The sequence below is a fragment of the Myxococcaceae bacterium JPH2 genome (genome assembly GCA_016458225.1).
In the GTDB taxonomy this organism is placed as follows: Bacteria; Myxococcota; Myxococcia; order Myxococcales; family Myxococcaceae; genus Citreicoccus.
Genome location: JAEMGR010000028.1, coordinates 1 through 26,648, shown reverse-complemented (window position 1 = coordinate 26,648; position 26,648 = coordinate 1). Strand labels below are relative to the sequence as shown.

The window sequence follows — 26,648 nt, the reverse complement described above, 5'->3', positions numbered from 1 at the left end:
GAGAATCCAGCGACTAACAACCGTGCGCATGGACGAGCGCATCGCGCGTCCGCGGCGAGAGCGTCCCTGTGACAGGGAGCCCATGACGCGCCTCGAACGCACAAATCGCCTGCCGCGTCCGGACGCCGAGAACTCCTTCCGAGTCCCCAGCCTCGAAGCCCAGATTGCGCAGACGCGCTTGGGCTCCGGAGACGCCCTCGTCCTCCGTGTCCGCGAGCGGATTCAGGCCCGCCAGTCGAAGCACGTACACCATGCCGCCAACCGACAACCGTGCGTGGGGCAGCCGCACAGGGATGCACTCACGGAGCGCGCCCTCCGCGTCCGTCATCCCCTCCACGGTGTCCGGGCCCACGTCCAGCCAGTACGGCTCCTCCGCGAGGGGAGCCCCATCCGCGTCGCGCACGGTGAGCAGCAGCTCACGGCACGGCTGCTTCGCCGTGAAGACGTGGGTCCTGCCACTCATCGCGCGGCAAGACTTCGCCTCTCGCTCCGGAATGAAGAGCGCGTCCCCGGGATGCAGAATGTGAGGGAATGGACGTTTGCGGCGAAGCGATGCGTTGCCAGGATGCTCGTAGAGGCGCTTCCAGTCCTGAAAGCCATAACGAAGCGCAATGGCGATCAGACACTCGCCTTGCGCCACCGTATGCCACGGCATGTCCCCCTCGCTTTCTACCCACGCTCCAGATAGCCAGCCGAGGATGTACCATCTCGTCCTGACAGGGTTCGCACGCTGGGGGAATCCACGCGAAATGTCAGACAGTAATAGAAAGGCGCCACCTGCTCTTCCACGACGCCCGTGGCGCCCAGCGGCAGCAGCTCGCGGGGGCAGTGCGGGTTCCGGTCGTAGAAGGTGATGGCTCGAAAGGCGAGCCGCTGGAGCAGGTTCGGTCGCGCCGTTCGGTCGAGCTGCTCGTCCACCACCACCAGCGGCGTACCGGGCCGAGCCACGCGCGCCATCTCCTCCAGCGCCACGCGAGGCTGGCGGTACCCTCCAATGCCTCCCACGTGCAGCACGCGATCGAACATCGCACTCGGGAATGGCAGCGCATGCGCATCCGCCATCAACAAGCGCGTGCGCGGCAGCTCCCCCGAGGCGAGCCGCCTGCGACACTGCGTCAGCATCCCCTCGCTCAGGTCCACGCCCCACACTTCCACGTCGAGCCCGCGCGGCAGGTCGCGGTGGATGAGCGGCAGGTTCGCGCCCGTCCCCACGCCCACTTCCAGGATGCGCGTGGGCTGCCCATCCGGACGCGGACGCAGCGCGCCCAACTCCACGCGCCGCATGTACCGGTCCCTCGCCTCGGGCTCGGAGACGGACTGGAGCAGCGGCGTGAGCACCGCCGTCAGCGGATCATGCAGCGCGGGCAGCCCGTCGTAGATGACGCGCATCAGGCGATCCGTGCCGCGCACCTCGCCCTCGCGGTACAGCCGAGCCAGGCCCCGAGACACCTTCCAGGCCTCGCCACACCCGCCGCAGCGCAACGCCCCATGCCGGAGGTGCTCTCGCTCCGTCAGCTGCCCATGGAACACCAGCCGGCCGCCACACGACGGGCACGCCAGCCACTCCACATCACCGTGGTCCATCATCCCCCGCCTCGGGCCAGCTCGTCCCTCGCGCGCGCCACGTCCAGCGCCGCGCCCAGAGGCGACAACAGCTCCACGGCCCGAGTCAAATGCACTCGCCGCGCGCCATCCGTCTCCGGAAGGTGCCGGCCCAACTCCAGACACGCGCGCCCCTCGTCATAGGGAAGCGCCAGCTGCTGCGCCTCCCGGATGGCGCGCTCCCAGCCCGCCCGAGCCTTCGCGGCCTGGCCCGACAACCCCTGCTCCGTCGCACGCCACCGCGACGCCGCGGACTGGCTGAACGGAAACACCTTGGCGAAGGCCGCCATCACCTTGCACGCGGAGCGAGCGCTGCGCGCCAACGCGGCCCGCTCGGCCGGGGGCGCACCCTCGGACTTCTCCCACAGCGTCAAGAAGACCTCGGCCACGGCCGTGGCACCCAGCTGAGCGAAGTGCGCCACGGGCTTGCCCGCCGCCAACCGGACCAGCGACTTCTCCGCGGCCTGCCGCGCGCCCGTCAGGTCGCCCACGTGGAGACACGCCAGCGCGAACGCCGCGTTCACCACCACCACGTCCACGGCGCTGCCCTCCTGGTCCGTCCAGGCGAGCGTCGGCTGCAGCATGGAGAGGACTTCCGCGTCGCGCCCCAGCCGCACGAAGCAGTGCGCGCGAATCTGCGGCACCCACTGCTGCGTCTGCACGGCGCCTCGGCGGCGCGCGGACGCCTCCATCCAATCCAGCAACGGAAGGCCGGGGGCGAAGTGGCCCTGGTAGCAGAGCGACACCACGCGCAGCGCGCGGCACTCCTCCGCGAGGCGGAAGTCCCCCACGGAATCGACGAGCGTCATCGCTCGCTCCAGCGAGGCCTCCACGTCAGCCCAGCGCGCCATGTACGCGCCGTACACGGCATTGCGATTGAGCACGTAGGCCAGGTCGGAGGGCTCGCCCACGCGCTCGGCCACCTCACGCGCGCGCTTCGCCCACGCATCCGCCACCACGCGCACCGGCACCGTGCCGGCCACCACCGCCATGTTCGTGTAGCCGCGCGCCAGCTCGGGCGTGGGGCCCGCGGGCTCGCACAGGTTCAATGTGCGCAGGCCCGTCCACAGCACCGGCAGCGCCTCCTGCGCGTAGATGAACGCATCCGTCAGCCGCATGAGCAGACGCCCCGCCACGCGGCGCACCTCGCGGCGCTCGTCCGAGTCGTCCACGAAGACATCCGGCCGCGCGCTCTGCGCCAGCCGCGACACCACCTGTCCCAACGTGCTCAGTCCCCAGCCCAACCGGCTCGACGGCACGGGCCACCCGAAGTGGCGCAGGGCCCGCTCGGCATGCGCGCGGAACGCCTCCATCTCGCCGAGCTGGAAGCGCGCCTCCGCCTGCAGCGCCTCCACGAGCCCCAGTCGGGTCGCGTCGCTCCCATGCAAGATGGCCACGCACTCGCCGGCTCGCGCCAGGAACGGAAGCGCCTCGCGACACGCGCCGACCTTGAGCGCCTCTTCTCCCGCCCGCTGCGAGTACACCGCCTCGCGAGCGAGGTCCCCCGCGGCGCCCCAGTGATGCGCGAGCGCGGCCGTCCACTCGGAGCCCTCGGGGTGCGCGCACTCCAGCGCCATGGCGGCGCGGCGGTGGAGCGAGGGCCGCTCCTCGCGAGGCAGGTCCTCCAGCACGCGCTCCCGCAGCTTGTCGTGCGCGAAGCGCCACCGACCATCCGCCACGTCGAGCACCGACGCGGCCGCGCAGTCCGTCAGCCACCGCTCCACGTCCAGCCCCGGCGAGGCCTCTCGCAGCAGCGCCACGTCGAGCTGCCGCCCGATGATGGCGGCCACGTTGAGCAGGTCGCGCGCCTCGGGGGGCACCTTCTCCAACCGGCGCCGCACCAGCCGCCCCATGCCTCCCGCGGACACGCGCGCGGGCAGCGTCATGGAGCCCAGCCGGTCCAACCCGCCCGCCTCCTCCGCGAGCGTCCGCACCACCTCCACGAGGAAGAACGGATTGCCCTCCGTCTCGCGCAGCAGCAGCGACACCACGTTCGGCTCGCGGCCCGCGGGACCAATCATGGACTCGCCCAGCATCGCGATGTCCTGCGCCTCCAACCGAGGCAGGCGAAGCACCTGCATGCCGGGCAGCGTGGCGGGGAGCTGCCGAGCCTCGTCGTCGCGGAAGCTGCCCAAGAGCAGCAGCGGCAGCCGCGTGGCTCGCGCCGTCAATCGCGCGAGCAGGTGCAGCGACTCCGCGCGCGCCTGATGCAGGTCCTCGAGGATGACGACGGTGGGCTGCTCCAGCCGCGCGAACACGTCCTCCAACACCTGGAGGAGTCGAGCCTGGGCCATCTCCGCGCCCAGCTCGGCGGGGCGCGACACCGGCCTCCCGAGCAGCACGTCGATGTCCGGCACCAACGGACTGAGGACGCTGGCCTCGCGATCCGTCAGCTCGGTGAGGATGGGCAGCCAGCGCAGCACCGCGCGCCATTCCTGATAGGGACCGCCGCCCGCGCCCACCGCCTGCCCGCGCAGCACCACGGCGCCGCGCACCAACGCCAGCGCCCGCAGCTCCTCCAGCAAGCGCGACTTGCCCACGCCGCTCTCGCCCGCCACCAGCCACCCGGCGCCCTTGCCCTTCAGCGCCCCCGTGAGGACCTCGGCGAGCCGCCCCTGCTCGCGCTCTCGGCCCACGTAGCGCGCGGCCTGGAGGAAGCTCTCGCGCATCGCGGCGGACTCGGAGGGCTCTGGCTCTCCCGTGGCGGCGCACAGCGCGGCGATGACCTCGGACGCGTTGCGCGGACGGCGCTGGGCATCCGGTGACACCAGCCGCTCCAGCACGGCCTTGAGGCCAGGAGGAAAGTCCGCGGGCGCGGGCACCTGCCCCGCGAAAGGGAGCCGCCCGAAGAACATCTGGCAGGCCATGGCGCCGAAGCCGAAGAGGTCCGTCACTTCGGAGGGAGGCTGTCCCTCGAACAGCTCCGGCGCGAGATAGCCGGGCGTGCCCGCGGGCGCGGCCTGGAGCGCATGCTCGCGCGCGACGGCGAGACCGAAGTCCAACACCTTCACCTGCCCGCGCACCACCAGGACGTTCCCGGGCTTGAGGTCGCGGTGGATGATGCCGCGCCGGTGCAGGTACGCGAGCGCCTGGAGCGTCTGCACCAACAACCCGACCTGCACCTCCAGCGGCTGCGACGTGCCCGCGCTCACCAGCGTGCTCGCGTCCTCCAGCAGGTCCATCGTGAGGTAGGGCCTGCGCTCGGCGTCGAAGCCGTAGTCCAGCACGCTGATGACGTGCGGATGCCGCAGCGACGCGAGCGTCTGGAACTCATGCGCCAAGGTCAGCGCGAGTCCCTGCGTCGCGGACGAGCCCGGCGTCCCCTCTCCCGGCTTGCGCGCCAGGTCCGTCACTGTCTGGTGCAGGCGCTTGATGGCCACCGGGCCCGCGAGCAGGTCCTGCGCGCGCCACACAGTGCCGGCGCCACCACGGCCCAGGAAGTCGAGGACTCGGTAGCGCCGACCGACCACGTCCGCGTCGGCGGACGGACCAACACCCAGGTCTTCCACCCGGGGCTGTGTTTCAAGGGAGCTGGGACGCATGGAGGAGGGGGGGCCGCCCGCCGGGATGATAGCGGGAGCAGGGAAACGCGGGGGCCCGGAAACACAAACTCAGCAAGTCTCGCTTTCACTGACGACACCAAGGAACTTGATTACCCCGCAGGGCAAGCGAGTCACGGTGCGCGAGAGGAACCATCAGGTGGTTCACCCGGAGCGTGGCTTACAGGGCGACTCAAAGCCCATCATCATCCGAGACATCGAGAAGCGCTCGGACCGCGAGTCACGGTGCGGACGCGAACTGCACACGATGCATGTGACGGTGCAGGTCGACTGCGTGACACCGGCGAGTCTCGCCGGCGGCGGGCGCCTCGACGCGACGGGGGCCCTCCACCCCCATGACGAAGGCGCGCCTTGCACACCGGGCGCTCGCCGCAACAAAGCCGCGCGACGGACCGAGCAGGTGTCACTCGGCCCGCCGCGAGGGCTTCACAGAATCTCGCGCAGCGTCTGCTCGATTCGCGTGCGCGGCACCGCGCCGACAATCTGCCCCGCCACCTTGCCGTCCTTGAAGAACAGGAGCGTGGGCATCGCGCGAATGCCGAACTGCTGCGGTGTGGCCTGGTGGTCGTCCACGTTCAGCTTCGCCACCTTCAGCTTGCCCTCGTAGTCCTTGGCCACGGATTCGATGACTGGAGCGAGGACCCGGCACGGCGGGCACCACGTGGCGGTGAAGTCCACCAGCACCGGCTCCTTCGACTCGAGCACCTCGCGCGCGAACTCCGCGTCTCCCAGCTCGATGACACTCCCTGACATGGCGACGTCCTCCTTGCTTGTGAGGCCCCGCTCGGGCCTCGTGAGCCCGCTCGGGCCTCGGGTGGTACGTCGGGATGTAACCGCCGGCTCCGTTCCGAACGAGAGCCCGTGGGACAACGCTCCGTTCCGCCAGGGCCCCTTTCCACGGGTCTCCCTCTGGGCAGCGCGTCCCGGCTGTGCTGAGAAGCGAGCGTCCCCTTCGCCGCGAGGTCTCATGAGCACGCCTCTTCGTCAGCTGTTCATCGCCGGTGCCACTGGAGCCACGGGCCGCACGGTGATGCGACAGGCGCTCGCGCGCGACGTGCCCGTGGTGGCGCATGTGCGGCCCCAGAGCGCGGACACCGAGCGCGTGCGCGACTGGCCTCGCAAGGCCGTGCTGGAGCTGTCGGACACGCCCGCGCTGGTGGAGGCCATGCGCGGCTGCACCACGGTGCTCCAGCTCATCGGCACCATGCGCAAGCGCTTCTCCACGGGCGACACCTACGAGACCAGCGACATCGGCACCACGCGGCAGCTCGTGACGGCGGCGAAGCAGGCGGGCGTGGACCACTTCGTCCTGCTCAGCGCCATGGGCGCGGGCCGGCCCGTGGGCGCGTACCTCAAGGCCAAGGTGGAGGCCGAGCGACTCGTGCGCGAGAGCGGGCTGGACTACACGGTGCTGCGGCCACCGGCCTTCGAGGGCGAGTACCACCGCCCCATCCCTGGCCTGCGGACCATCACCCGCCTGCCCTTGCTGCGCAGCCTGCGCCCCATCCACCTGGACGAGCTGGCCGCCGTGCTCCTGCGCGTCTCCGAGCGGCGCGCGCCGCTCAACGCGGTCCTGGAAGGACACAGCCTGTGGGCGGAGGTGGATGCCGCTGGACACTGAGCGCGTCGCTCAGGGAGACGGCATCCGCCGCAGCGAGGACCACGGGAACGGCGCCCAGAACGGCGTGGCCACCGTGTCGCCTGACAGGGAGAACCACGGGCCGCCGGGCCCCGGCGAGAGCACCTGGAAGTCCTGCGCGGGAATGAAGCCCTGGCCGAGCAGCGCCACGCGCTCGCCCTTGGCGTTGACCGCCACGTCCAGCACCAACACCGCGTGCCCCGGACTGCCACCGAGGACGAAGAAGTCCCCCGGGCGAACGTCCGCGCGCGAAGGCCGCGCCTTCTCGCCCTGAAGCGACAGCGTGCCCGCGTAGGTGAAGACCAGGTCCAGATACGAACGGAACGTGGAGCGGGACGCATCCGCCGCCGCGCCAGGGACCCACGTCACCTTCGCGCCCGCGACCCGGGCCCGGTCGCCCGCCGCGTACCGAGGCCACGACGCCAGATGTCCACTGGTGAAGCGATAGGCGATCTGCTCCGAGTGGCCCGACGCCCAGCGCCACTCGGCATGAAGGCGGATGATGGAGTCGGCGCACTGCTGGAGGTTCGCGGTGCCCACGTCCAGCTCGGCCACCGCCGCCAGCCGCGCATCATCTCCCGCGAGCACGCGCCCGCCTCGGAAGTCGCGCGCCGGTGTGCCAGCCGGCCGCAAGGGCAACCCTCGCAGCCATGCGCCGAACGAGCCCGGCTCCACCGCCACCCGCGTGTAGCCCTCGGGTGGAGCGATGGCCGCATCCAACGGTCGCACGGCCACGTCGGCGATCAGCCAGGGATAGCGCGCGCGCTCATCTCGAGTCGGCGCGCGGGGCACGACGTCCTCCGCACCGGCATGAGCGGTCGCGCCCGTCGCGCAGAGCACCACGAGTCCAAGACGGGACAGCCGTCGGGCCGCGCCTCGGAGCCAGGGGGCGGACAGCGAAGCGGAACGGCGCGGAGAAGAGAGGGGCACGGACGAAGGCTCCAGGCATCGCGACCAAAGCGGTGCGCGCGGCTGACGCGATGGATTCTGGCGGGCTCGGGTGCCCACGTCGACGGGCGCGATGACAGGAAGCAAGAGTGCGCGCGGCGGCAGCCCCGCTCGGGCGCGGGAATGTCTCGGCGTCCTTCGCTGAACGCTCACGTACGTGCGTACGTGCGCATGGAGCGGCGCGCACTACCTTTTCTGAGTCATGCGCCGACTGGCGAGACTCACGCTCCTCAACACCCTGTCGCTGTCTCGCATCCCGCTCGCGGCGGCGTTCATCGTCACGCAGGATGCGTGGCTGCGCGCGGGGCTCGTCCTCCTCGCCGCCGCCACGGATGTCCTCGACGGCTGGATTGCCCGCAACAAAGGACTCGCCACGCGCTGGGGCGCCATCATCGACCCCGTGGCGGATCGCGCCTTCATGGTGACGGCCCTGGTCGTCTGCCTGCTGGATGGCTTGCTGGAGCCCGTCGAGCTGGCGCTCCTGCTCGTGCGCGACGTGGGCACGGCCGTGGGCTTCCTCGTGGCAACCGTGCGTCCGGACTTGCGAGCGGTGGAGCTGAAGGCCCGCGCGCTCGGCAAGGCCGTCACGGTGCTGCAGATCATCACGCTCTTGTGCGTGCTGCTCTTCCCCCCCGCGGTGCGACCGCTCGTGGCCCTCATCGGGTTGCTGTCGCTTGCCGCGGTGGCGGACTACTCGCGAGCGGTCTGGCTCAAGCGCGGAAGGTCCTCCGCGGTCGCGGCGTCCCCGGGGCTCGGACGGGGACGGTCGACCCCGCTCACCTCGTCACGGAAGTAAGACGGAAGTGAGCAGCCTGCCTCAGTGCTGCGAGGGTGCGAAGGGCTCGGCGCGGGGAGGCAGGGACCCGAGCGCGCGAGCCCGCTCTTCATCGAGCGCCGAGCGCTCCGCTCCGGACATCTCCCACCAGACCTCATCCATCGCGTCCAGCAGGGTGTCCTCCTCGGGAGAGTCACGCCCGGGATGTTGCGCTCGCACGAGCACGAGCTTGCGCAAGAGTGCACGGTACTTGTCATACGCCGTCATGAAGGGATCCTCCGACGCTGGGACGTGCATGAATCGTGCGGCTGACGTGGCGCGCCTGGGACTCACCGCTCCGAGCGCTTCGGCGGAGGGCGAGGCAGGACAGCGATCTCCTCCGTCTGATTGTGCCCGACTAGATTCACCACCGCGCGCACCTGCTCGCCCACTTTCAACTGTTGAACCTCGATGCTCTGGCCACCCCGGAGGATGCGGGTGTCGGGCCACACGCCCATGGGCAAGCGCGTCCCCGCGTCCTCGATGACGACCTCCTGCGCGGACACCGAGCGCACCGTGCCAGTGAAAACTGCCTCCACCACCGCATAGCCGCCGCCGCCAGTGGCGGTGGGCGGGACCGGGGGCAGGGCCGCGGAGCCCGTCCCTGGCTCTGAGGGGGCGGCCTGAGGAGCGCCCGTCGAAGTTCCCTGCTGTGGCGGAGACGCGGGCGGAGTGCCCTGCTCACTTCCCGACGCTGGCGGAGAGCCCGCGCCACCCACGCCCTGCGATGGAGGAGACGCGCTGCCCGCGCGCGACGTCCCCGACGCCCCCAGCGGCGACGGCTCCCCTTGAGTGGCGGGCGAGCCGGACGCGCCAGGAGGCGCGCTTCCAGTCTGCGCGTTCGTGGGAGCCTGAGCGGTGGAGGGCTCCGAGGAGTTCCCTCCCGACTGCGCGAGCGCCAGGCGAGGCACCGCGCGCGGAGCAGGCGACGAGCCGCGGGCTCGCTGCGCACCCGCACACATCATCACGAGCGCGAGCCCCGCGATGCCCAGCCCCGCCCAGATGTTGCGTCGCATGCGTGGCGTCCTCCTTCCAGCCTTTGAAAGCTGCGTGCGCGACGCCCGGGAACCACCGCACTGGGAACCACGGGGTCCGCCGCTCGGAGGGTCACCCTTGCCATCCGGACTTTTTCGAATCGCGATGCACGGCGCGCTGAAACTCCGGCCCCGCGCGAGTCACTCACCGGGCACGACGAGCAACTGTCCACACGCGCCACCGCGCGCACTGGAGGAGTCCGTGTCCAAGCCGAGTGTCTGGGTGAGCCTCATCGTGGGACTGGTGCTGGGAGCCGTGGGTGGCCGGGTCAGCGGCTCGAGCGAGGCCGCCATCGCGGTCGCACCGAAGCCGAGCGCGGCACCGCGTGGCGCGCCGGTGAATCCCACCGTGTTCCGCGTCCCGGTGGAGGGCTCCTTCGTGAAGGGAGACGAGGACGCGCTCGTCACCCTCGTCGAGTTCTCCGACTACCAGTGTCCGTACTGCTCGCGCGCGAACGCGACCGTGCGGCAGCTCCAAGCGCGCTTTGGCCGCGACCTGCGCGTGGTGATGAAGCACCACCCGCTGGAGCTGCACGCGCGCGCCCTGCCCGCGGCCCTCGCGGCGCTCGCCGCGGGAGAGCAGGGCAAGTTCTGGGAGATGCACGAGCGCCTCTTCGATGCGCCGAAGCAGTTGGAGGACGCGGACCTGGAGCGCCACGCGCGCGAGCTGGGCCTGGACGTGGCGCGCTGGAAGCAGGACCTGTCGAGCCCGAAGCTGGCCGAGCGGATCCGCCAGGACTCGGCGCTCGCGCTGAGGCTGGGCGCCCCGGGCACGCCGGGCTTCTTCATCAACGGGCGCTTCCTGTCGGGCGCGCTGCCGCTGGAGCAGTTCTCCGCCCTCGTGGAGGAGGAGCTGGGGAAGGCGCGCGCCCAGGTGAAGGCGGGCACCCGTGCGGAGGACGTGTACGCGAACATCCTCGCGCGAGGACAGGAGGCCGCTCCCGCCCGGGCCTCCCCGCCCCCCGCCCAGGAGTTGCCAGCGCAGAAGGTCGAGGTGGGCACCGCGCCCTCGCGAGGCCCCGCCAACGCCCCTGTCACGCTGGTGGCCTACTCCGACTTCGAGTGCCCCTTCTGCAGCCGGGCCGTGCCCACGCTGAAGACGCTGGAGCAGGAGTACGCGGGCCGGCTGCGCGTGGCCTTCAAGCAGCAGCCGCTGGCCATGCACCCGCACGCGAAGCTGGCCGCCTCCGCCGCGCTGGCCGCGCACGAGCAGGGCAAGTTCTGGGAGATGCACGACCTGCTCTTCAGCAACCAGCGCGCGCTGGACCGAGCCTCGCTGGAGGGCTACGCCCAGAGCCTGGGGCTGGACATGAAGTCCTTCCGCACCGCGCTCGACACAGGCAAGAACGACGCGCGCATCGCGGCGGACATGGCCGAGGGCCTCAAGATTGGCGCTGGCGCCACGCCCACCTTCTTCATCAACGGGCGCCCCGTGGTGGGAGCCGAGCCCATTGACCACTTCCGCCGCATCATCGATGACGAGCTGCGCAAGGCAGGCCTCTCCGCCGCGCGGTAGCGCCAGGAAATCACCCATGGGGAAAGAAAATCGGGGGCCGGTGAAACCACCGGTCCGTTCATGTCACGGTGGGACGTGGCATTCCTTTCCGCGGTGAAGATGGCGATGGTGGGTGTGATTCCGTCCGACACGGACCGGGAATCCACGCTGCTGCGTCGAGCGCGCGCCGGAGACCCCGCCGCCTTTCGAACCCTGTTCGAGCGGCACGCCCCCGCTGTCTGGCGCTTCCTGCGCGACTTGCTGCGCGACGAGGCGGCGGCGGATGAGGCCACGCAAGAGACCTTCGTGAGGGCCCATGGCCGGCTGTCGGCGCTGCGCGATGGGGACCGGTTGGGCGCGTGGCTGTTGGGCATCGCGCGCAACGTGTACCTGGAGGCGCGGCGGCGGCGGGGCGTGACCCACGTGGACGTGGACGACGAGGCCCACGAGGGTCAGGTGGAGGCGATGCTGCCCACGCCCTCGCCGGAGGACCTGCTGCTGGACCGGGAGCTGGAGGGCCTGCTGGCCGAGGCCCTGGGCGCGCTGCGCGAGGAGCGACGCGCGGCGCTGTTGCTGCGCATCGACCATGGCCTGCCCTACGAGGAGATCGCCTCGGTGATGGGCTGGTCGCTGCCCAAGGTGAAGAACGAGATTCACCGCGCGCGCCTGCGACTGCGCGAGCGGCTGGCGGGCCACGTCGGAGGTCATTCATGAGCGCCCCTTGTCCTGAACATCCGCTGGAGGCCCTGCTCGCGGGCGAGCTGCCCTTCGACGAGGCCGAGCGCGTCCAGCGCCATGTGGACGGCTGCGCCGCCTGCACCCAGTCGATGGCCTGGCTGAAGCTGGAGCGCGGGTGGATGGCCCAGCGCGCGCGCCGCACACCGCAACGCCGCGCGCTCGACTTCTCCGCGCTGGAGACCCGGCTCGCATCCGCGCGCGCCCTGCGAGCCCGGACCCAGGGCCGCTGGTCTCACCAAGGCAAGATGGCGCTGGGGGCCATTGCCGCCCTGCTCTTCATCGTCTTCAACGTGACCCAGCAGCTCCCTCAGGCTCCGACCGAGGACGCTTGGGGACTCGATGCCTGGTCCGTCTCCTCCTCGGGGGAGACCTGCGTGGATCCCACGCGTGAGGCCGTGGCTGCCCTTGAGGCGCGCGTGGGGGCATGCCTCGTGGCCACGCCCGTGGCGCTGTCGATTGCGCGCTGAGCACGCCCGGACATGAGAAAGCCCCCGGTCCTGCCTGAGGACCGAGGGCTCTCCTGATGCAAAACCGTGGGGCTTATCACGCCCCTCGGCTCACGGCGTGGAGGCGGGAAGCGCGGCGGCCTTGTTGATGGCGTCGAGCGCCTGGACGAGGCCCCAGCCGAACTTGTCGTCATGCAGGGGAACGCCCGGCGAGTCGTCTCGCTTCGCCGAGTTCTCCAGCACGGTCCGCACCTGCTGCGCGGTGAGGCTCGGGCGCGAACTCCACACCAGCGCGGCCACGCCGGACACGTGCGGGGTGGCCATGGAGGTGCCCGTCTCGCGCTGGTAGTCCACGCCGTTGATGTCCACCGTCACCTGCTGGCCGAAGAGCCCCTTGATGGTCTGGGCCGAGGCGAGCGAGACCGAGGACGTCGGGACCCAGATGCGCGAAGGATTGGTGAGCGTGAAGTTGCCCGCGCCATCATCCCCATCGTTGTTGCCGATGATGACCGCGTGCGCGCCCGCCTGGATGGCATTGCGCGCCTTGTCCTCGAAGAAGACGCCGCCGCCACGGTCCACGTACGCGACGAAGCCATCACAGGTGGCCTCGGTGCCACACGCGTGGATGCTGTCACCCACGCCGCAGTTCACCAGCCGGCCCGTGTACGAGCCCACGCCCGTGTACTCCAGCGGCGTGGACGGGAAGCGCGCGCCGCCGGACGCGATGTCCGCATACGACGCCGAGTCGATGATGACGGAGCTGAGCACGTTGACGCCCGGCCCCACCACGGAGAGCTGCGGGCCGTACTGCGAGAAGCTCGCGTGCTTGCCCGTCATGTCCACCGCGCCCACGGCCATCACCGTGTCATACGCGGCCGGATAGGAGATGGGCTGAGACTGAGCAGGGTCATCCGACCCGGCGTTGCCGCTGGCCGCGATGGACAGCATTCCCTTGCCGCCCTCCCACACCGCCTCGAACACGGCCTTCTCCTTGTCGGACGGCTCGGGCGAGCCCAGCGACAGCGAGGCGATGTTCGCGTGCTGATCATGACACCACTGCACCGCCGCGATGACGTCCGCCGTGCTGCCATTGCCCTTCACATCCAGCACGCGAGCGACGAGCAGGGACACGCCCGGCGCCACGCCCACCACGCCGTTGGGGTCCTGCCCCGGAAGCACGTGTCCGCCCGCGGCGAGCTGCGCCGCGATGGTGCCCGCGACGTGCGTGCCGTGCCCACCGCCCCACGTCACCGTTCCCGTCACGTCCACCTTCTGGTCCAGCGGATTGTCGTCGTTGTCGACGAAGTCCTTGCCGCCCACGTACGCGGCCTGCAGCTCCGGCTGGCGATTGTCCCAGCCGCTGTCGATGACGCACACGGTGATGCCCGCGCCCGTGGGCCGGCCATCATCGAACACGCCGTCATTGTTCGCGTCCCACACCTGAGGGGCCTGCACCATCTTCAGGCCCTCGGTGTACTCGCCCACGTGCCCCACCGAGTTCCGGGTCGTCACGCCCATCAACGAGGTGGGCGGCAGCCCCGGCGACAGTCCCAGCGCGTGCACCGGACGGTTGGGCTCCACCGACTCCACGTCGGGGTTGTTCTTCAGCGCGGCGAGCGCGGCGGGAGTCATGCGCGCGGACACCGTGCGCAGCCGAGGGAAGCGATGTTTGACGATGGCGCCCGAGCGCTCGAGTCCCGCGGCGAAGTCCGTCGTCGCCGCCGCCGCGCTCATCGCGGACGCGCGCGGCTTGAAGGTGACGAGCACGTCCTCGGTGGCCTGGGTGAGTGCCGCCTCCGCGGTGGAAGGCAGGGACTCCTCACTGGTTCCGGGGCAAACCTGCGCCGCCTGCGTGGGGGGAGGCTTGTCTTTGCAAGCGATGAGTCCGAACAACCCGAGCCAAAGCCAACGCTTCATATCGTCGCTTCTCCTTCACGCACGCGCCCAGGCCACGGGTTGCCATGGCCGCCGACCCATGAACGCGGCCGGGGGAACGGATCGCCGACCCTTCCCGTTCCCACCGCGAAGTTAAGCACGGCCGCCCAGAGGCTGCTCGAAGAGCTGTCCGCCTTCCGACTCGTCCGCCCCGCTCGGGTGGGCAGACGTCGGACGTCGGACGTGTGACGTGAGGACGACGTGTGGCGTCAGGTCTCCGCCGGGTCCACACCAAAGACGCGCTGGACATCCGCGTCGTAGACCGCGAGCTGGCGCTCCTGCTCCGCCGCATCCCATCCCAGCAACGGGGCCATGACGCTCGCCGCCACGCGCGCGGCCTGCCGCCCCTGATCCCGCGTCTCGAAGGCAACCTTGAGGCGACGGGTCAACAAGTCGGACAGGGTCAGCACCAGCTCGTGTGACACGCCCCAGGTGACCTCGGCGCATCGATAAGGCAGCCCCTCGGCGAGCGGTCGGGCGAGTGCCTCTTGCGCTCGGGTGAGCGCCCAGACGTGACGCCATGCGCTTCCATAGGCTTGCACGAAGTGCACGGCCGTCGCCGCGTCACCCGTCTCCTGGCGTGCCGCCTCCAGCTCCGCGTCCAGGTCGGCGATGTCACCGCCCGGCAGCGGCAGGGACTCGGTGACGGGCTTGCGGTGCGCCAGGCCCAGATGTCGCTCCACCGCGTTGACCACGTCGCGAGCCATGACCCGGAAGGTGGTGAGCTTGCCGCCACTGATGGCCAGCACGCCCGAGGGGCTCACGTCGATGGCGTGCTCTCGGCTGGCGCTGCCCGCATCGGAGTCGCCCCCGTGATAGCCGCGCGCCACGAGGGGACGGATCCCCGCCCACGCGCTCACCACGTCTTCACGGGTGAGGTGCGCCTCGGGGAAGAAGGCATTCGCCGAGTTCAGCAGGTAGGTCACATCCGCCTCACTCGCGCGCACTTCGGCCGGGTGCGCATGGGTGGACGTCTCGGTCGTGCCGATGATGGCGAAGGGCCCCGCGGGGAGGATGAACATCACCCGCCCATCCACCGGCGAAAGCACCGTGAGCGCGTCGCGATTGCCCAGGCGCTCGCGAGGGACCGCGAGGTGAACGCCCTTGCTGCCACGCACCGTGGCACCGCCCGCGGCCGAGGACTCCAGGCGCCGGACCTCATCGCTCCATGGCCCTGTCGCGTTGACGATGGCCCGCGCGCGCACCGTGAGCTCCTGGCCCGTGAGCGCATCACGCACCACCGCGCCGCGTGCCTTGCCATCCTCCATCACGAGCCGCTGCACGGAGGCATGGTTGACCACCACCGCGCCCGCCGCGCTCGCGCCCAGGGCATTGGCCAGCGTGAGCCGCGCATCGTCCGTGGCCGCGTCGTAGTAGCGCGCTCCACCCTTGAGACCGTCGGTACGCAGCCCGGGCTCGGCCTCCTTCATCTGCGGAAGACTGAGGCGCCGGTAGCCCTTCACGTTCCGGAACAGGGCCAGGGCGTCATAGAGCATCAGCCCCGCGTTGAGCTTCCAGCGCGGAACGCGAGCACCCGCATAGACAGGCCACACGAACGCGAGCGGGCGGACCAGGTGCGGCGCGAGCTTCAAGAGCCGCTGCCGCTCGATGCTCGACTCGAACACGAGCCCCAGGTGGCCGTGCTCCAGGTAGCGCAGGCCGCCGTGGATGAGTCGCGACGAGCGGCTGGACGTTCCACTGGCGAAATCCTCGCGCTCCACCAGGGCCACGCGCAGCCCGCGAAGGGCCGCGTCCCGAGCCGAGCCCGCGCCCACCACGCCGCCCCCGATGATGAGGACATCGAACTCCTGCGCGGCCAGTGCGCGCAGACGCTCCGCGCGAGGAGGGGGAGCAACCGGCACGGCACCTTCGGACAGGGGGGGCTGGAGGAGGGCGGCAGATTCAGAGCGCACGGCGTGAGTTTATGGCGAGAAGTCTGCCAAGACAGTGGAATCCGCTGCGCTGCGTCAAGAGGTCTACGGGGCAAGGGACCCGACGGGGAGTATGGATTGTCCGGCACCCAGGGGATGCAGGGCTTGTGTGTCGAGCGAGGGACAGGCTAGGCACGGCGCCCCTCCCCTTCCCCGACCTGAGTGAGCCGAAGTGCTGGACCCTCGAGACCGACGCGATCTGGCGTGCCTGGGCCTGATGGTCCTGGTGTACGGCCTGTTGGTCGCGCCGGTGGTCCACGCGGTGGTGGGCCACGGGGGCGGATTGGGAGGCGGTGCGGCGCACGTCCACGGGCACGGCCCGGGCGAACACACCCACCCGAACGAGCCTGGCGACGCCACGCCAGGAAAGAAGCGGCCCGCGTCGCACGCGCATCAGCACCCGAGCGGCTCGGTTGAACACCTGTTGGCCGTGGCGACGACTTGGAGCGCGCCGCCCCCGCCCGCGGTGCAGTGGGTCTCCTGGGCTGTCGAGCGCCAGCACGCGCCAGGCCATGCGCCAGGGACGAAGCTGCGTCCCACGGCGATGCCGCAAGGCCCGTAGCCCCCAGCTCGTCCTGACACGTCCCCTGCGTCCACGCGGCCGCGCGAATTGACCTCGCGCGAAGTCGTCGTGGTGCGCCGTCGTGGGCGCGGCTCGCCGTGCGCGTGTGCTTCACGCGCGCGACGGAGGCGCGTCCGAGCCCTCCTGCCGTGGTCCCTCGCCCGTGTCCCTCCTCGTCCTCTCCGTGTCGACGTGTGTCCTCATTGCGCCTGCCATCGCCCCAGAGGGAGCGGCGCCGCCGTCCCAGGTCCTCACGACAGAGGTCGTCGCGACCGGGAGCACAAACGCCACGGCGATACAAAAGCAACCCAGCAACCCAAATCCAGTCACGGCGTTGAGCCCTGGAACGGTCACGGAGCCCGAGCCCGCGACCACGACAACCTCAGACACTGCGACAGAGCGCGTCCAAGCCCCCGTCACCGCAGAAGGCCCAGCACCGAGCAATGCGCCCCCAGAGACACCGCCCACGCAATCCACGGTGGTTCGAGCCACGCGCACCCCACGCAGTGCCTCGGAAGTCACGCTGGAACGGGACGTCCTGGACGCGGCCCCCAGGACGAACGCGGTGGACGTGCTGCGCGTGGTGCCGGGACTCGTCGCCTCGCAGCACAGCGGTGAGGGCAAGGCCCAGCAGTTGTTCCTGCGCGGCTTCGATGCGCTGCACGGCCAAGACGTCGAGCTGAACGTGGCGGGGCTGCCGGTAAACGAAGTCAGTCACATCCACGCGCTCGGCTACGCGGACACGAACTTCATCATCCCGGAAGTGGTGAGGGCGCTGGAGGTGACCGAGGGCTCGTATCGAGCGTTCCAAGGAGACTTCGCGGTCGCCGGAACGGTGAAGCTGGAGCTGGGAGCAAAGGAGCCCGGAGTCTGGTTCGCCGGAACCATGGGGCAGTTCGGCCAGCGACGACTCGTGGCGACGGTGCGCCCAGGTGATGACCCGGGAACCTTCGCCGCGGTGGAGCTGGGCCAGGCCGACGGCTTCGGCCCCCAGCGCAGCCATGGCCGAGCCTCCCTCCTCGCCCAAGCCATCACGAACCTCGGAGCCGGACTCACAGCCCGCGCCGTCGTGGGCAGCTACGTCACGCGCTTCGACTCACCGGGCGTGGTGCGAGAGGACGATTACGAACAAGGCCGCAGCACCTTCTTCGCCGCGTCCACGCCACGGCAGGGCGGCACGGTGTCGCGGCACCAGCTCCTGCTGGGCCTCGAGCTGCCCCGACACGGCACGGCGCGCACGAAGCTGGAGGTGTTCGGAATCCTCTCGGACCTGCGGCTGCGCAACAACTTCACCGGCTTCCGCGTGGATGACCGCGGCGACGGCCTGGAGCAAACCAACGACGGCACCACGTTGGGCGCGAAGGTAGAGCACCGGCGTCCGCTGCAAGTGCTGGGACATCCCGCGTCGTTGGAATTGGGACTCGGGACGCGGCGCGACAGCGTGACCCAAACCCAGCGTCGCTACCGCGAGACAGACGGCACCTTCTTCGAGGACCAGCTCGACGCGCACTTCACCCAGACGGATGTCTGGGGCTACGCCGAGGGGCGACTCTCCGTGGGCCGGTGGGCATTGCGGCTCGGCGGGCGCGCGGACGCGCTGGGCGCGGAGGTCTTCGACGCGCTCGCCTTCCGAGACCCGCGCTTCTATGACGGACAGGGCTATTCGCGCAGCGCCTTCGGCGTGCACGTGGGAGCGAAGGCCGGGCTGGAGTACGCGATCTCGGAGACCTGGGGCCTGTTCGCCAGCTATGGCGATGGGTTCCGCTCCCCCCAAGCGCGCAGCCTCGCCGAGGGAGAACGAGCGCCCTTCGTATCGGTACACGGCGCGGAGCTGGGAGCGCGCCGCGAGGGCGAGCACCTCTCCGTGCAGGCCAGCGCCTTCGGCTCTCAGGTGGCCGATGACTTCTTCTTCGACCACACCGTGGGCACCACGGTCTTCACGGGACAGACCCTGCGCTCGGGAATCTCCGCCGCGCTGCAAGCCCGTCCACTCCCAGGAGTCACCGCCGCGCTCAGCGCCACGGTGGCCCATGCCTACGTCACGAAGACGAAGACCCTGCTGCCCTACTTCGCGCCGTTCGTCGCACGAGCGGATGTGGGCTGGGAGCGGCCCGTCTCGCTGTGGAACGGAACCTTCTTCGCGGGCACGGGGCTGACGTTCCTCGGCCCACGTCCCCTGCCCTTCGACGAGCGCAGTCACTCCGTCTTCCTGGCGGACCTGCTGCTCGCGGTACGGCGTGACGACGTGGGCTTGCGATTGGATGTGAAGAACCTGCTCGACGCGCGGTGGCGAGACGGCGAGTTCGTCTACAGCTCACGCCTCGACCCGAGCGCGCCCGCGAGCCTCGTCCCTTCGAGACATTTCACCGCGGGGGCTCCACGCGAGGCCTCGCTTACCCTGGAGTTGCACCTGTGACGCGATGGCAACAAGCAACGTGCGCGCTGGCCCTCGGGCTGACGAGCCTGGGCTGCGGAAGCGCGGAGGAGCGCCTCACCTTCCCCGTGGAAGTGATGGCGGTCCCGATGACGGGCCCCAACGAGAAGGGCTGGAGCGTCACACCCGAGTCCCTCTTCGTCTCCATGGGCCCCGTCCGGTTCTTCGAGGGTCGAGTCCTCATCTCGCGCCGAGCGCCGCGGTTCGACTGGTACTCGCTCATCGGCGGCACCGCGAACGCGCACCCGGGCCACTACATCGCGGGGGATGCCCTGGGCGAGGTGCTGACCACGCACACGGTGGATCTCCTCTCGGGCCCCGTGGTGCTCGGAGACGCCAACGCGGTGACGGGTGACTACGGCTCCCTGGAGCTGACGCTCACGCCGCCCACCGCATCCACCGATGCCACAGGCGCGCTGACGGGCCACGCCGTGCATGTGCGCGGAACAGCGCGCAACGCGGATGGAGGCAGTGTGCGCTTCGACGCGACAGTGGACCTGCCCAAGGCCATCGAAGGAATCCGCTTCGAGCGCACGATGAAGAAGGAAAGTGGCCGAGTGCGGATCGCGGTGGACCTGAAGACATGGCTGGGCCGCATCGACTTCGCCACCGTGGCCGCTGCGGGCCCGGATGGCCTTTCTCACTTCCCCGCGGAGAGTCAGGCGCAGAATGCGCTGACCCGAGGCGTGGAAGACACCAGCGCCTACGTCGTGACGTGGGTGGAAGGAGCAGCGCAATGAAGCACAAGTGGATGCTGGGTCTGTCGGTCCTGGGGCTCGTGTCGTGCAGCGGCAGCCCGGGCAACGTCTCGTTCACCACCTACGGTGAGGACTTCATCGAGAAGGAGATTCCCTCCTCCGCGTTCTCGGACGGATGGAGCATCCGCTACAGCAAGTTCCTGGTGACGCTCGGGGAGCTGAAGGTCTCGAAGCACGGCGGCGAAGTGGCCGCGGACCGCGCGGATGCGCGCGTGTTCGACGTGCACAAGCCCGGCCCCGTAGAGGTCGCGGCCTTCACGGACCTGCCCTCGGACACCTGGGACGAGGTGCAGTACTCCATCGCGCCCTGGTCGAACGCCACGGCGGCCAACGCCGACCCCGCGGACGTGGCGCAGATGAAGAAGGAAGGCTGGTCCATCTACGTGGAGGGCGTGGCCACCAAGGGCTCGACCACGAAGCGGTTCCGCTGGGGCTTCCCGCTCAACACCATCTACGAGCACTGCGAGAGCCCGGATGTCGGCAAGGGCGTGACGGTGCCCAGCGGTGGCACGGAGACGGTGCAGCTCACCATCCACGGCGACCACCTGTTCTTCGACGACCTCCAGTCGGCGGACGCCAAGATGCGCTTCGACGCCATCGCGGCCGCGGACAAGCTGGGCATCGTGGGACCGGATGGCGAGGTGACGCTGGAGGAACTCGCGGCCGTGGACCTGACGGAGCTGCCCGCCAACCAGTACGGCACGGGCGGCGCGGCCAACGTGCACAACCTGCGGGACTTCGTCAGCGCGCTGGCTCGAACCGTGGGGCACTACCGCGGCGAGGGAGAGTGCGCGCCACGCGCACGCTGAAGCCTGTCGCCCGTACCTGGAGGTGAGGGAAGCCAATGCCTTCCCTCACGCACTCGATGGGAGTCGCGTGTCGCGTCGCCCTCACGAAGGGACGTGCGACGCGCGCTCTGCCTCAGCTCTTGTTGCCACCGTGGCCGCTACCGCCCGGACTCGGGGAGCCGGACCCGCCCGCCCCCGGCGAGTTCGACGGGTGGCGAGGGTTGTTCGGGTTCATTTGATTGCCACGATTCTCTTGTGCCGCCTTCTGCGCTCCATTGTTGGGGTTCTTCGAGTTGGAGCGCTGGTCGTTCGGGCTGGTCGGCTTTCCAGAATCCTTGCTCATCGTCATGACCTCCGGTCCCGAGCGAGACTGCCCGGGAGGTCGGCAACCTAGAAAAGCACCTGGGAGGGCGCACTCGGCCGAGGGGCTCGCCGGACTGTCATGCAACGGTCGCTCGCGCGGAACCCCATGCACAGCCGCGCGAAGCGTGCCTACTTCGTGTCGCGAGGAGGCGCGACCACGTGAGGACGGTGATGTACGAGCGCAGTGGCAAGACGAACACGGGCGCCCAGGCGCTGCGCCTGGAGGGCCTGCGACACCTGCGAGTGCTGGAGCAAGGCGAGTCCCTGGTGGAGCGAGACCTGACCGCGGAGGAGTCGCGCCGCTTGCTGCCCCTCGTGGAGCAGGCAGGTCAAGCCCCCGCGCCCACGCCTCTCGCGCCACCCCCAGGAGAGGCGGACGGGCTGATGGTGACCCTGGCCTTCGAGGACGAGGAACTGCCACGCGTGCGCCTGACCACGGCGCGCCTCCCCGCACGAGGAGCAGGAGCGCCCCTCGATGCCCTGCTCGCGGAACTCGATGCCCTGCTCACGGCGGAGCTGCACACCCGGGCCCCGCGTCACGCGCACGCCGTGCTGCCGCATCAACTCCGCGAAGAAGAGTAAGCGCGGCGGCCTGCCCCATCACACCGAGATGGAAGCCGGAGGACGCAGCGGCAGGTGAACGATGAAGGTGGAGCCCTCGCCAAGCACGCTCTCGACGCGGATGTCTCCATCGAGCGAGCGCGCCAGCTTGCGGGAAATCCACAAGCCAAGCCCGACCCCGCCATAGTCCCGCGCGAACACGGCGCGCTCGAAGCGCTCGAAGATTCGAGCCTGGTGCTCCATGTCGATGCCAATGCCATGGTCTCGCACGATGACTCGGGCCCCGGCATCGTCATGGTCAACGGTGACTTCCACCGGATGGGCCGCGCCGTACTTGAAGGCATTGGAGAGGAGGTTGGTGAGGATCTGCTCCAGCTTCAGCCGATCCCAGAACCCGACCACGCCCGGAGTCACCTGCAGGCGCAGAAGGCATCCCGCGCTGGTGGCGTCCTCCTGGCAGCGAGCCGCCAGATCCGTCACGAGCGCGGAGAGGTCCAACTGCTCGGGCTCGAGCTCCAATCGTCCGGCACGGATGCGCGACAGGTCCAGCAAGGTCGCCACGAGCAGCGCGAGCCGAGCCACCTGCCGCTGCGCCGCACGAACCCGTGCGGGAAGCGCCGAGCCCTCACCCTCGGAAGCGCGCGCCGCCACGGCCCGCGCGAGCAATTGCAGCTGAAGCTGCAAGGACGTGAGCGGCGTCTTCAGCTCATGGCTCGCGATGGACAGGAACTCGTCGCGGGTCTCCAGCTCCGCGCGCAGCGCCTCGGTCTGAACCTCGCTTGCCCGTCGCGCGCGAACCGCATCCGTGGTCTCCACCGCGAGGCACATGACCCCCTGGAGCGCTCGGTGGGCGTCGTGCCAGGGCTGGCAAGTGAGGGCGAAGGAGCGTGACTCCACGCAGCCAGTGCCAGGGGCCGCCAACGCCAGCGTCACCTCGCGAGCCACGAAGGGCTCGCCACTGCGGTAGACGTCGTCGAGACACCGGACCAGCACGGTCTCACCTTCGGGAAGCAGCTCACGCACGGGGCGGCCGAGCACCGAGCGCTCCGAAAGCAGTGCATGCGCCGCGGGGTTGAGGTGTTCGCAGCGATGCTCGGGGCCGCGGAACGTGAAGAGGGCCAGCGGCGCCTGGGTGAGCATCGCCTCCTGACGAGCACACTGCGCTTGGGCCTCCCGCAGCAGCGCATGCTCGCGGGCAAGCCATCGGGCCCGCTCGGCCTCCAGCCAATGACGACCCGAGGCATCCCGTATCAACAGAAGCCAGCCGCCCTGAATCGCGCCAGTCCGGGTCGGAGCTGGGGAGAGGTTCACTTCGACGGAGAGGACGGATCCATCCATGCGCTCCAGCACACAGGGCTGCACCGACACACTGTCGCCCATTGAACACACCGAGGCACCGAGCAGATCAGCCAAGGGCTCGCGGGTGTCCTGCCGCATGAGGCGGAGAACGCGAGGGAGCGGCTGCCCCAAGGCATTGGACACGGACCAGCCCGTGAGTCGGGAGGCCGCGGGGTTGAAGGCACACACCCGGCCATCCAGGTCGGTCGCCACGAACGCATCCGGCAGGGCATGCAGGAGCGACGCGGACCAGGACGCCGCCCGTGCACTGAACTCCGCGGCCAAGGGTCGCCTCTCCGGGCAGTGGACGATCAACGCACAGAGGAGGAGAAAGAGACCGGCCCCCACTTCGGTGTGCGACTGCGCTGTGGCGGGCTCCTGGATGGTGAGGACCAGTGACAGGAGCGCGGACACCCCCGTCGCGAGCCAGGCGGGCCCGGTGCCCGCCCATCGGCGCGTGAGGGAGACCGCGACCAGGAAGAGCAAGAAGGGCGGAGAGACACGGGTAGCTGCGAGCCCCCACTGCACACCCAAGGCAGCTCCAGTGAGCGCCAAGGCAAGGCCGTGTGAGAGCCAGCGAGCGCGACCTGGGGGAGCAACGCGAACAGAGCGAGCAGGCGCGGACATAGAGAGCGTCAGGCCTCCATGAACAAACCCTATACAAATAGCACCAGGGCAGACGCGGTGGAGGATCGCGGCGGTGGGTGCGGGGGAGCCGGAATCTTATCGACAAGCTGATTTAGCGGTGAATCCAGCGATTGAATTCGATCCGGGATGTGCGCCAGGCGACGATAGACAAACCACGGACACGATGAGCGATTAGGCAGACCGTGGGTGACGAGGTGGGTGATGGTTGCTGGGGACCCGCGCATCTGAGACACAGGGGCGATGAAGCGCGCGCAGCTCGCCGTGTACCGCACCGTGGGAGAGGCGAGGTTGATCGCCAGCGCGCTGGAATCGGCCGGGGTGGCGGTCGAGCTGCGCGGCGAGGCGCTGGCCCCACTGGTAGGCGAGATTCCAAGCACCGAGGCATGGGTGGAGCTGTGGGTGTGGCCCCATGAAGTCGACACGGCCCGGCAGGTCCTCGAGGACTTGCGCGAGAACGAGGCCGCGGCGCAACGCGTGGTCGCATGCCCGAAGTGCCGCGAGGAGAACCCGGGGAACTTCGAGGTGTGCTGGAGCTGTGGCCTGGAGCTGCCCTCGGGGCTGCGAGCCCAGCTGAGAGCGGTATAGCGCCGTCCGCGAAGCGAGACGCGCGAAGAGCAGGAGGAGTTCGTGGGTGATGGACCGATGACGCGTGGCGAGACGGGAACTGGGCAGCGGCGGAGCTGGAGAGACCCAGGGCTGCCAGGAGTACTGGCGCTCAGCGGGGTGGCCGTGCTGATCCACATCATCCCGCTCCTGCTGCCTCGGAACATGCCCGAGCAGGAGCTGGCCATCGCCCGAGCGACCCCGGACCCCGCCCACCGCGTGAGGTTCCTGCTCCCGCTCAAGAACAACGAGAAGTCGACGCCCGCCAACCTGCGAGAGGCCGCGGAGCTGCTGCTGAGCGGAGCGCCGGCCGAGGCGCATGAACTCGTCGAGGAAGCGGACCGCCGTCATCCGGGCGACCTGGAGACGCTGCTCTTGATGGCGCGAGTCTGCGATGTCGAGCGGATGGAGCGCTGCGTGAATCAGTCACTGGAGCGAGCCGAGAAGGCCGCGCCGACGGATCCCCGCCCCCTGCTTCTGCGTGCGGACCTGCGAGAGCAGAACGGCGACGTGCAGGGTGCCGTGGAGGCGCTCCAGCGAGCGCATGACCAGGCCCCCACCGACACCTTCCTCGCGCTCCGCTACGGTCGGTTGCTGAGCCGCACGGGCAAGCCCGAAGAGGCGATGGCCGTGTTCCGAGCATTGGACGGCAAGCTCACCCACGCACGGCTCCTGGTGGAGCAAGGCATGGTTCGAGCGAAGGAAGGGCGTGATCGTGACGCCGTGAAGCTGCTGCAAGAAGCCGTGCAGAGCGACCCCAGGCTCGCCGAGGGCCACTTCGAGTTGGGCCTGGCCTGGTTCCGACTGGGCAACGAGATCGCGGCCGAAGACGCGCTTCGCCAGGCGGACCGCTTGGACATCTCCAACCAGGAGCCGCTGGCCACGCTCTGCGCCATTCAGTTGAAGACCGGGCAGATCGAGGCAGCGCGCACGTCTCGCATGGACCTGGAGCGGCGATTCCCCCAGCGAATGGACACCATTCGGGCGAGCTGCACGCTGCCGTGACGTAAACCGGCTGCCGCCTCTGCATCTCCATGGCGGCAACCGGAGTCGTGGTCAGTCCGGGTCAACGCCACGCATCTGGCGAAGCATCCGCGCGGCCTCTTTCACCTCGGAGTCGACGGCGCCGTCCACGCGCTCGGTGCGGACCACCGCCTTGAGATAGGGAAGCGCCTCATCATCGCGCTCCTGCTCGAAGAGCAGCGCCCCCAAGTGGAACCGGGCGCGAGTGAGCAGGATGAGGTCCTCCTCGGCAACGGCGGCATCAATGGCATCACTGAGCGCGGACTCCGCCAGGTCCAGGCGCGCTCGCGCTCGCAGCTCCTGCGCACGTTGAATGTGTTGCAAGGCTTTCATGTGTCACCACGCGCGCAAGGAGGAAGAGGACGACAGGGGTGGCTTGGGTGTATGGGGATGCTCCCATGGACGAGAACCGCATCGTCGAGCTTGAGATTCGGTACACCCAGCAGCAGGAGACCCTGCAGGAGCTGAGTGACGTTCTCTATGCCCAGCAGCGGCTCATCGACAGCCTCCGGGCGGAAGTCGATATCTTGAAGCGCAAGCTGGAGGCGGAGCCGGGGCTGGTGGACGCACGCGCCAACGAGCGTCCACCGCACTACTGAGCCCAGCACAGCTAGAAGCGGTAGCCGAGCTTCAAGCCGATGGTCGGCTTGGGATCGAGATAGCCCACCTCGACCCCAATGCTCGCGGCCTTGCCCTGGAGACCAAATCCAAACGCGCCGTGCGCGCGAAACGTGTCTCCTTCGAAGAAGATCCACGGCCCGGCGAGGCCCTCGAGGTAGACGCGATCAATGGTCGCGCGAAGATAGACATCCAAGGGGACGCCCACCGTGTTGCCGTCCGTTACGAGGACCGCGCCAACACGCCCGCCCACGGACAGAGGCCCCGCGACATGGCCCTCAACGCCCAGGGTGAAACTGAAGAGCGCGCTCGTGTCGATCCAATAGTCGGCGCCAAGTCCTACCCGCACCGCCGAGGCCTCGGATGAGCCCGGAGCCAGAGCAAGGATGAGCGTGAACAGTGCACCAACGCAGGGACGCAGCAGCTTCATGCGAGGGACTCCCGGTTCAGGGTGGAAGTGCCACTCAAGCAAAAGCCTGCTGTGAGAATCCAGGGGTAGAAAAGGAAAAGCCCCCGGCGCCATGAAGGCGACGAGGGCTTCTCAAAAAGAATCCGGCAGCGACCTACTCTCCCACGCGGTTTCCCGCGGAGTACCATCGGCTCTGGAGGGCTTAACTTCCGTGTTCGGGATGGGAACGGGTGTGACCCCTCCGACATTGCCACCGGAAAAGCTAAAGACAGTGCATACGAAGGGTAAGTTGCAGGTTTCCGCTAAGGGAAGCCTCTATGTTGTAGAGTTGAAAGCTGTCCTTCAGGGCGACGCCTGCTATTCGCAGCGTCGCGGCCTCGGCCTTGGCCCCGAGTCCCTTA

At 69.6% G+C, this 26,648-nt stretch carries 25 protein-coding genes and 1 rRNA gene; 13 read left to right on the top strand and 13 right to left on the bottom strand.

All coding sequences use genetic code 11. From position 1 onward, the window contains the following. Positions 1-13: 13 nt before the first annotated feature. The 4 genes from JGU66_29460 to trxA form a co-directional block, all read right to left on the bottom strand. Complete coding sequence (locus tag JGU66_29460) at positions 14-463, bottom strand: peptidoglycan-binding protein (protein ID MBJ6764912.1); 450 nt, start codon at positions 461-463, stop codon at positions 14-16. A 206-nt stretch (positions 464-669) separates the two neighbouring features. Further along, positions 670-1,587 carry a methyltransferase domain-containing protein gene (locus tag JGU66_29455; protein MBJ6764911.1) on the bottom strand — a complete coding sequence of 306 codons (918 nt, stop codon included), beginning with the start codon at positions 1,585-1,587 and terminating at the stop codon, positions 670-672. Beyond that, positions 1,584-5,144 (bottom strand): AAA family ATPase, encoded by a 3,561-nt coding sequence (locus tag JGU66_29450; protein MBJ6764910.1) that lies wholly within the window; start codon positions 5,142-5,144, stop codon positions 1,584-1,586. The genes JGU66_29455 and JGU66_29450 overlap by 4 nt, the downstream gene beginning before the upstream one ends. A 444-nt stretch (positions 5,145-5,588) precedes the next feature. After that, positions 5,589-5,915: a thioredoxin gene (trxA, locus tag JGU66_29445; GenBank protein ID MBJ6764909.1), complete on the bottom strand. Its 327-nt coding sequence runs from the start codon at positions 5,913-5,915 to the stop codon at positions 5,589-5,591. Between the two features lie 214 nt (positions 5,916-6,129). On the opposite strand from trxA, the gene JGU66_29440 reads away from it, so the two are divergent. Beyond that, positions 6,130-6,783 (top strand): SDR family oxidoreductase, encoded by a 654-nt coding sequence (locus JGU66_29440; protein ID MBJ6764908.1) that lies wholly within the window; start codon positions 6,130-6,132, stop codon positions 6,781-6,783. 9 nt (positions 6,784-6,792) lie between these two features. On the opposite strand, the gene JGU66_29435 is transcribed toward JGU66_29440, so the two are convergent. Next, positions 6,793-7,731: a DUF4846 domain-containing protein gene (locus JGU66_29435; GenBank protein ID MBJ6764907.1), complete on the bottom strand. Its 939-nt coding sequence runs from the start codon at positions 7,729-7,731 to the stop codon at positions 6,793-6,795. A gap of 220 nt (positions 7,732-7,951) precedes the next feature. On the opposite strand from JGU66_29435, the gene JGU66_29430 reads away from it, so the two are divergent. Then, positions 7,952-8,545, top strand: coding sequence for a CDP-alcohol phosphatidyltransferase family protein (locus JGU66_29430; GenBank protein MBJ6764906.1), 594 nt, complete (start codon positions 7,952-7,954; stop codon positions 8,543-8,545). 21 nt (positions 8,546-8,566) lie between these two features. On the opposite strand, the gene JGU66_29425 is transcribed toward JGU66_29430, so the two are convergent. After that, positions 8,567-8,821, bottom strand: a complete 255-nt coding sequence (locus JGU66_29425) for a hypothetical protein (GenBank protein ID MBJ6764905.1) — start codon at positions 8,819-8,821, stop codon at positions 8,567-8,569. A 32-nt stretch (positions 8,822-8,853) separates the two neighbouring features. Beyond that, entirely contained in the window at positions 8,854-9,579 is a 726-nt protein-coding gene (locus JGU66_29420; protein MBJ6764904.1) for a hypothetical protein, read from the bottom strand. 220 nt (positions 9,580-9,799) lie between these two features. Between JGU66_29420 and JGU66_29415 the strand changes: the two genes are divergently transcribed. The 3 genes from JGU66_29415 (at position 9,800) to JGU66_29405 (ending at position 12,297) form a co-directional block, all read left to right on the top strand. Further along, positions 9,800-11,113, top strand: coding sequence for a thioredoxin domain-containing protein (locus tag JGU66_29415; GenBank protein MBJ6764903.1), 1,314 nt, complete (start codon positions 9,800-9,802; stop codon positions 11,111-11,113). Positions 11,114-11,188: 75 nt separating this feature from the next. Continuing rightward, positions 11,189-11,806: an RNA polymerase sigma factor gene (locus JGU66_29410; protein ID MBJ6764902.1), complete on the top strand. Its 618-nt coding sequence runs from the start codon at positions 11,189-11,191 to the stop codon at positions 11,804-11,806. After that, a complete protein-coding gene (locus JGU66_29405) occupies positions 11,803-12,297 on the top strand; it encodes a zf-HC2 domain-containing protein (protein ID MBJ6764901.1) in 495 nt (164 codons plus the stop codon). The genes JGU66_29410 and JGU66_29405 overlap by 4 nt, the downstream gene beginning before the upstream one ends. 90 nt (positions 12,298-12,387) lie before the next feature. On the opposite strand, the gene JGU66_29400 is transcribed toward JGU66_29405, so the two are convergent. Both JGU66_29400 and glpD read right to left on the bottom strand, forming a co-directional pair. Then, positions 12,388-14,193, bottom strand: a complete 1,806-nt coding sequence (locus JGU66_29400; protein ID MBJ6764900.1) for a S8 family serine peptidase — start codon at positions 14,191-14,193, stop codon at positions 12,388-12,390. Between the two features lie 227 nt (positions 14,194-14,420). After that, positions 14,421-16,124 (bottom strand): glycerol-3-phosphate dehydrogenase, encoded by a 1,704-nt coding sequence (glpD, locus tag JGU66_29395; protein ID MBJ6764899.1) that lies wholly within the window; start codon positions 16,122-16,124, stop codon positions 14,421-14,423. Between the two features lie 190 nt (positions 16,125-16,314). Between glpD and JGU66_29390 the strand changes: the two genes are divergently transcribed. From JGU66_29390 to JGU66_29370, 5 genes are all read left to right on the top strand, one after another. Next, positions 16,315-16,704 carry a hypothetical protein gene (locus JGU66_29390; GenBank protein MBJ6764898.1) on the top strand — a complete coding sequence of 130 codons (390 nt, stop codon included), beginning with the start codon at positions 16,315-16,317 and terminating at the stop codon, positions 16,702-16,704. 202 nt (positions 16,705-16,906) lie between these two features. After that, on the top strand, positions 16,907-19,120 hold the full coding sequence (locus JGU66_29385; GenBank protein MBJ6764897.1) for a TonB-dependent receptor: 2,214 nt from the start codon (positions 16,907-16,909) through the stop codon (positions 19,118-19,120). After that, the gene (locus tag JGU66_29380; GenBank protein MBJ6764896.1) at positions 19,117-19,878 is read left to right on the top strand and encodes a hypothetical protein; all 762 of its coding nucleotides are present in this window, start codon (positions 19,117-19,119) and stop codon (positions 19,876-19,878) included. Before JGU66_29385 ends, JGU66_29380 begins: the two co-directional genes overlap by 4 nt. Beyond that, the gene (locus JGU66_29375; protein ID MBJ6764895.1) at positions 19,875-20,705 is read left to right on the top strand and encodes a hypothetical protein; all 831 of its coding nucleotides are present in this window, start codon (positions 19,875-19,877) and stop codon (positions 20,703-20,705) included. Before JGU66_29380 ends, JGU66_29375 begins: the two co-directional genes overlap by 4 nt. Positions 20,706-21,206: 501 nt before the next feature. After that, the gene (locus JGU66_29370) at positions 21,207-21,629 is read left to right on the top strand and encodes a hypothetical protein (protein MBJ6764894.1); all 423 of its coding nucleotides are present in this window, start codon (positions 21,207-21,209) and stop codon (positions 21,627-21,629) included. A gap of 18 nt (positions 21,630-21,647) precedes the next feature. Here JGU66_29370 and JGU66_29365 read toward each other — a convergent pair whose 3' ends face one another. After that, complete coding sequence (locus JGU66_29365; GenBank protein ID MBJ6764893.1) at positions 21,648-23,231, bottom strand: PAS domain-containing protein; 1,584 nt, start codon at positions 23,229-23,231, stop codon at positions 21,648-21,650. 603 nt (positions 23,232-23,834) lie between these two features. Between JGU66_29365 and JGU66_29360 the strand changes: the two genes are divergently transcribed. Together JGU66_29360 and JGU66_29355 are read left to right on the top strand one after the other, a co-directional pair. Next, on the top strand, positions 23,835-24,179 hold the full coding sequence (locus JGU66_29360) for a DUF2007 domain-containing protein (protein MBJ6764892.1): 345 nt from the start codon (positions 23,835-23,837) through the stop codon (positions 24,177-24,179). Positions 24,180-24,236: 57 nt separating this feature from the next. Next, positions 24,237-25,202 carry a tetratricopeptide repeat protein gene (locus JGU66_29355; protein ID MBJ6764891.1) on the top strand — a complete coding sequence of 322 codons (966 nt, stop codon included), beginning with the start codon at positions 24,237-24,239 and terminating at the stop codon, positions 25,200-25,202. A 51-nt stretch (positions 25,203-25,253) separates the two neighbouring features. Here the strand turns inward: JGU66_29355 and JGU66_29350 are convergent, their stop codons facing one another. Then, positions 25,254-25,553 (bottom strand): hypothetical protein, encoded by a 300-nt coding sequence (locus JGU66_29350; protein MBJ6764890.1) that lies wholly within the window; start codon positions 25,551-25,553, stop codon positions 25,254-25,256. A 65-nt stretch (positions 25,554-25,618) separates the two neighbouring features. On the opposite strand from JGU66_29350, the gene JGU66_29345 reads away from it, so the two are divergent. Then, positions 25,619-25,819, top strand: coding sequence for a SlyX family protein (locus JGU66_29345; protein ID MBJ6764889.1), 201 nt, complete (start codon positions 25,619-25,621; stop codon positions 25,817-25,819). An 11-nt stretch (positions 25,820-25,830) separates the two neighbouring features. Here the strand turns inward: JGU66_29345 and JGU66_29340 are convergent, their stop codons facing one another. Both JGU66_29340 and rrf read right to left on the bottom strand, forming a co-directional pair. Then, positions 25,831-26,268, bottom strand: coding sequence for a hypothetical protein (locus JGU66_29340; GenBank protein MBJ6764888.1), 438 nt, complete (start codon positions 26,266-26,268; stop codon positions 25,831-25,833). 120 nt (positions 26,269-26,388) lie between these two features. Then, positions 26,389-26,505, bottom strand: a 5S ribosomal RNA gene (gene rrf, locus JGU66_29335). Positions 26,506-26,648: the final 143 nt, after the last annotated feature.

Excerpts from the sequence above, each read along its gene's own strand:
- JGU66_29425 (MBJ6764905.1), bottom strand. The coding sequence starts at position 8,821 with ATGCACGTCCCAGCGTCGGAGGATCCCTTCATGACGGCGTATGACAAG.
- JGU66_29375 (MBJ6764895.1), top strand. The coding sequence starts at position 19,875 with ATGAAGCACAAGTGGATGCTGGGTCTGTCGGTCCTGGGGCTCGTGTCG.
- JGU66_29360 (MBJ6764892.1), top strand. The coding sequence starts at position 23,835 with ATGAAGCGCGCGCAGCTCGCCGTGTACCGCACCGTGGGAGAGGCGAGG.
- JGU66_29345 (MBJ6764889.1), top strand. The coding sequence starts at position 25,619 with ATGGACGAGAACCGCATCGTCGAGCTTGAGATTCGGTACACCCAGCAG.
- trxA (MBJ6764909.1), bottom strand. The coding sequence starts at position 5,915 with ATGTCAGGGAGTGTCATCGAGCTGGGAGACGCGGAGTTCGCGCGCGAG.
- JGU66_29340 (MBJ6764888.1), bottom strand. The coding sequence starts at position 26,268 with ATGAAGCTGCTGCGTCCCTGCGTTGGTGCACTGTTCACGCTCATCCTT.
- JGU66_29420 (MBJ6764904.1), bottom strand. The coding sequence starts at position 9,579 with ATGCGACGCAACATCTGGGCGGGGCTGGGCATCGCGGGGCTCGCGCTC.
- JGU66_29440 (MBJ6764908.1), top strand. The coding sequence starts at position 6,130 with ATGAGCACGCCTCTTCGTCAGCTGTTCATCGCCGGTGCCACTGGAGCC.
- JGU66_29350 (MBJ6764890.1), bottom strand. The coding sequence starts at position 25,553 with ATGAAAGCCTTGCAACACATTCAACGTGCGCAGGAGCTGCGAGCGCGA.
- JGU66_29430 (MBJ6764906.1), top strand. The coding sequence starts at position 7,952 with ATGCGCCGACTGGCGAGACTCACGCTCCTCAACACCCTGTCGCTGTCT.
- JGU66_29450 (MBJ6764910.1), bottom strand. The coding sequence starts at position 5,144 with ATGCGTCCCAGCTCCCTTGAAACACAGCCCCGGGTGGAAGACCTGGGT.
- JGU66_29405 (MBJ6764901.1), top strand. The coding sequence starts at position 11,803 with ATGAGCGCCCCTTGTCCTGAACATCCGCTGGAGGCCCTGCTCGCGGGC.
- JGU66_29460 (MBJ6764912.1), bottom strand. The coding sequence starts at position 463 with ATGAGTGGCAGGACCCACGTCTTCACGGCGAAGCAGCCGTGCCGTGAG.
- JGU66_29455 (MBJ6764911.1), bottom strand. The coding sequence starts at position 1,587 with ATGATGGACCACGGTGATGTGGAGTGGCTGGCGTGCCCGTCGTGTGGC.
- JGU66_29400 (MBJ6764900.1), bottom strand. The coding sequence starts at position 14,193 with ATGAAGCGTTGGCTTTGGCTCGGGTTGTTCGGACTCATCGCTTGCAAA.
- JGU66_29355 (MBJ6764891.1), top strand. The coding sequence starts at position 24,237 with ATGACGCGTGGCGAGACGGGAACTGGGCAGCGGCGGAGCTGGAGAGAC.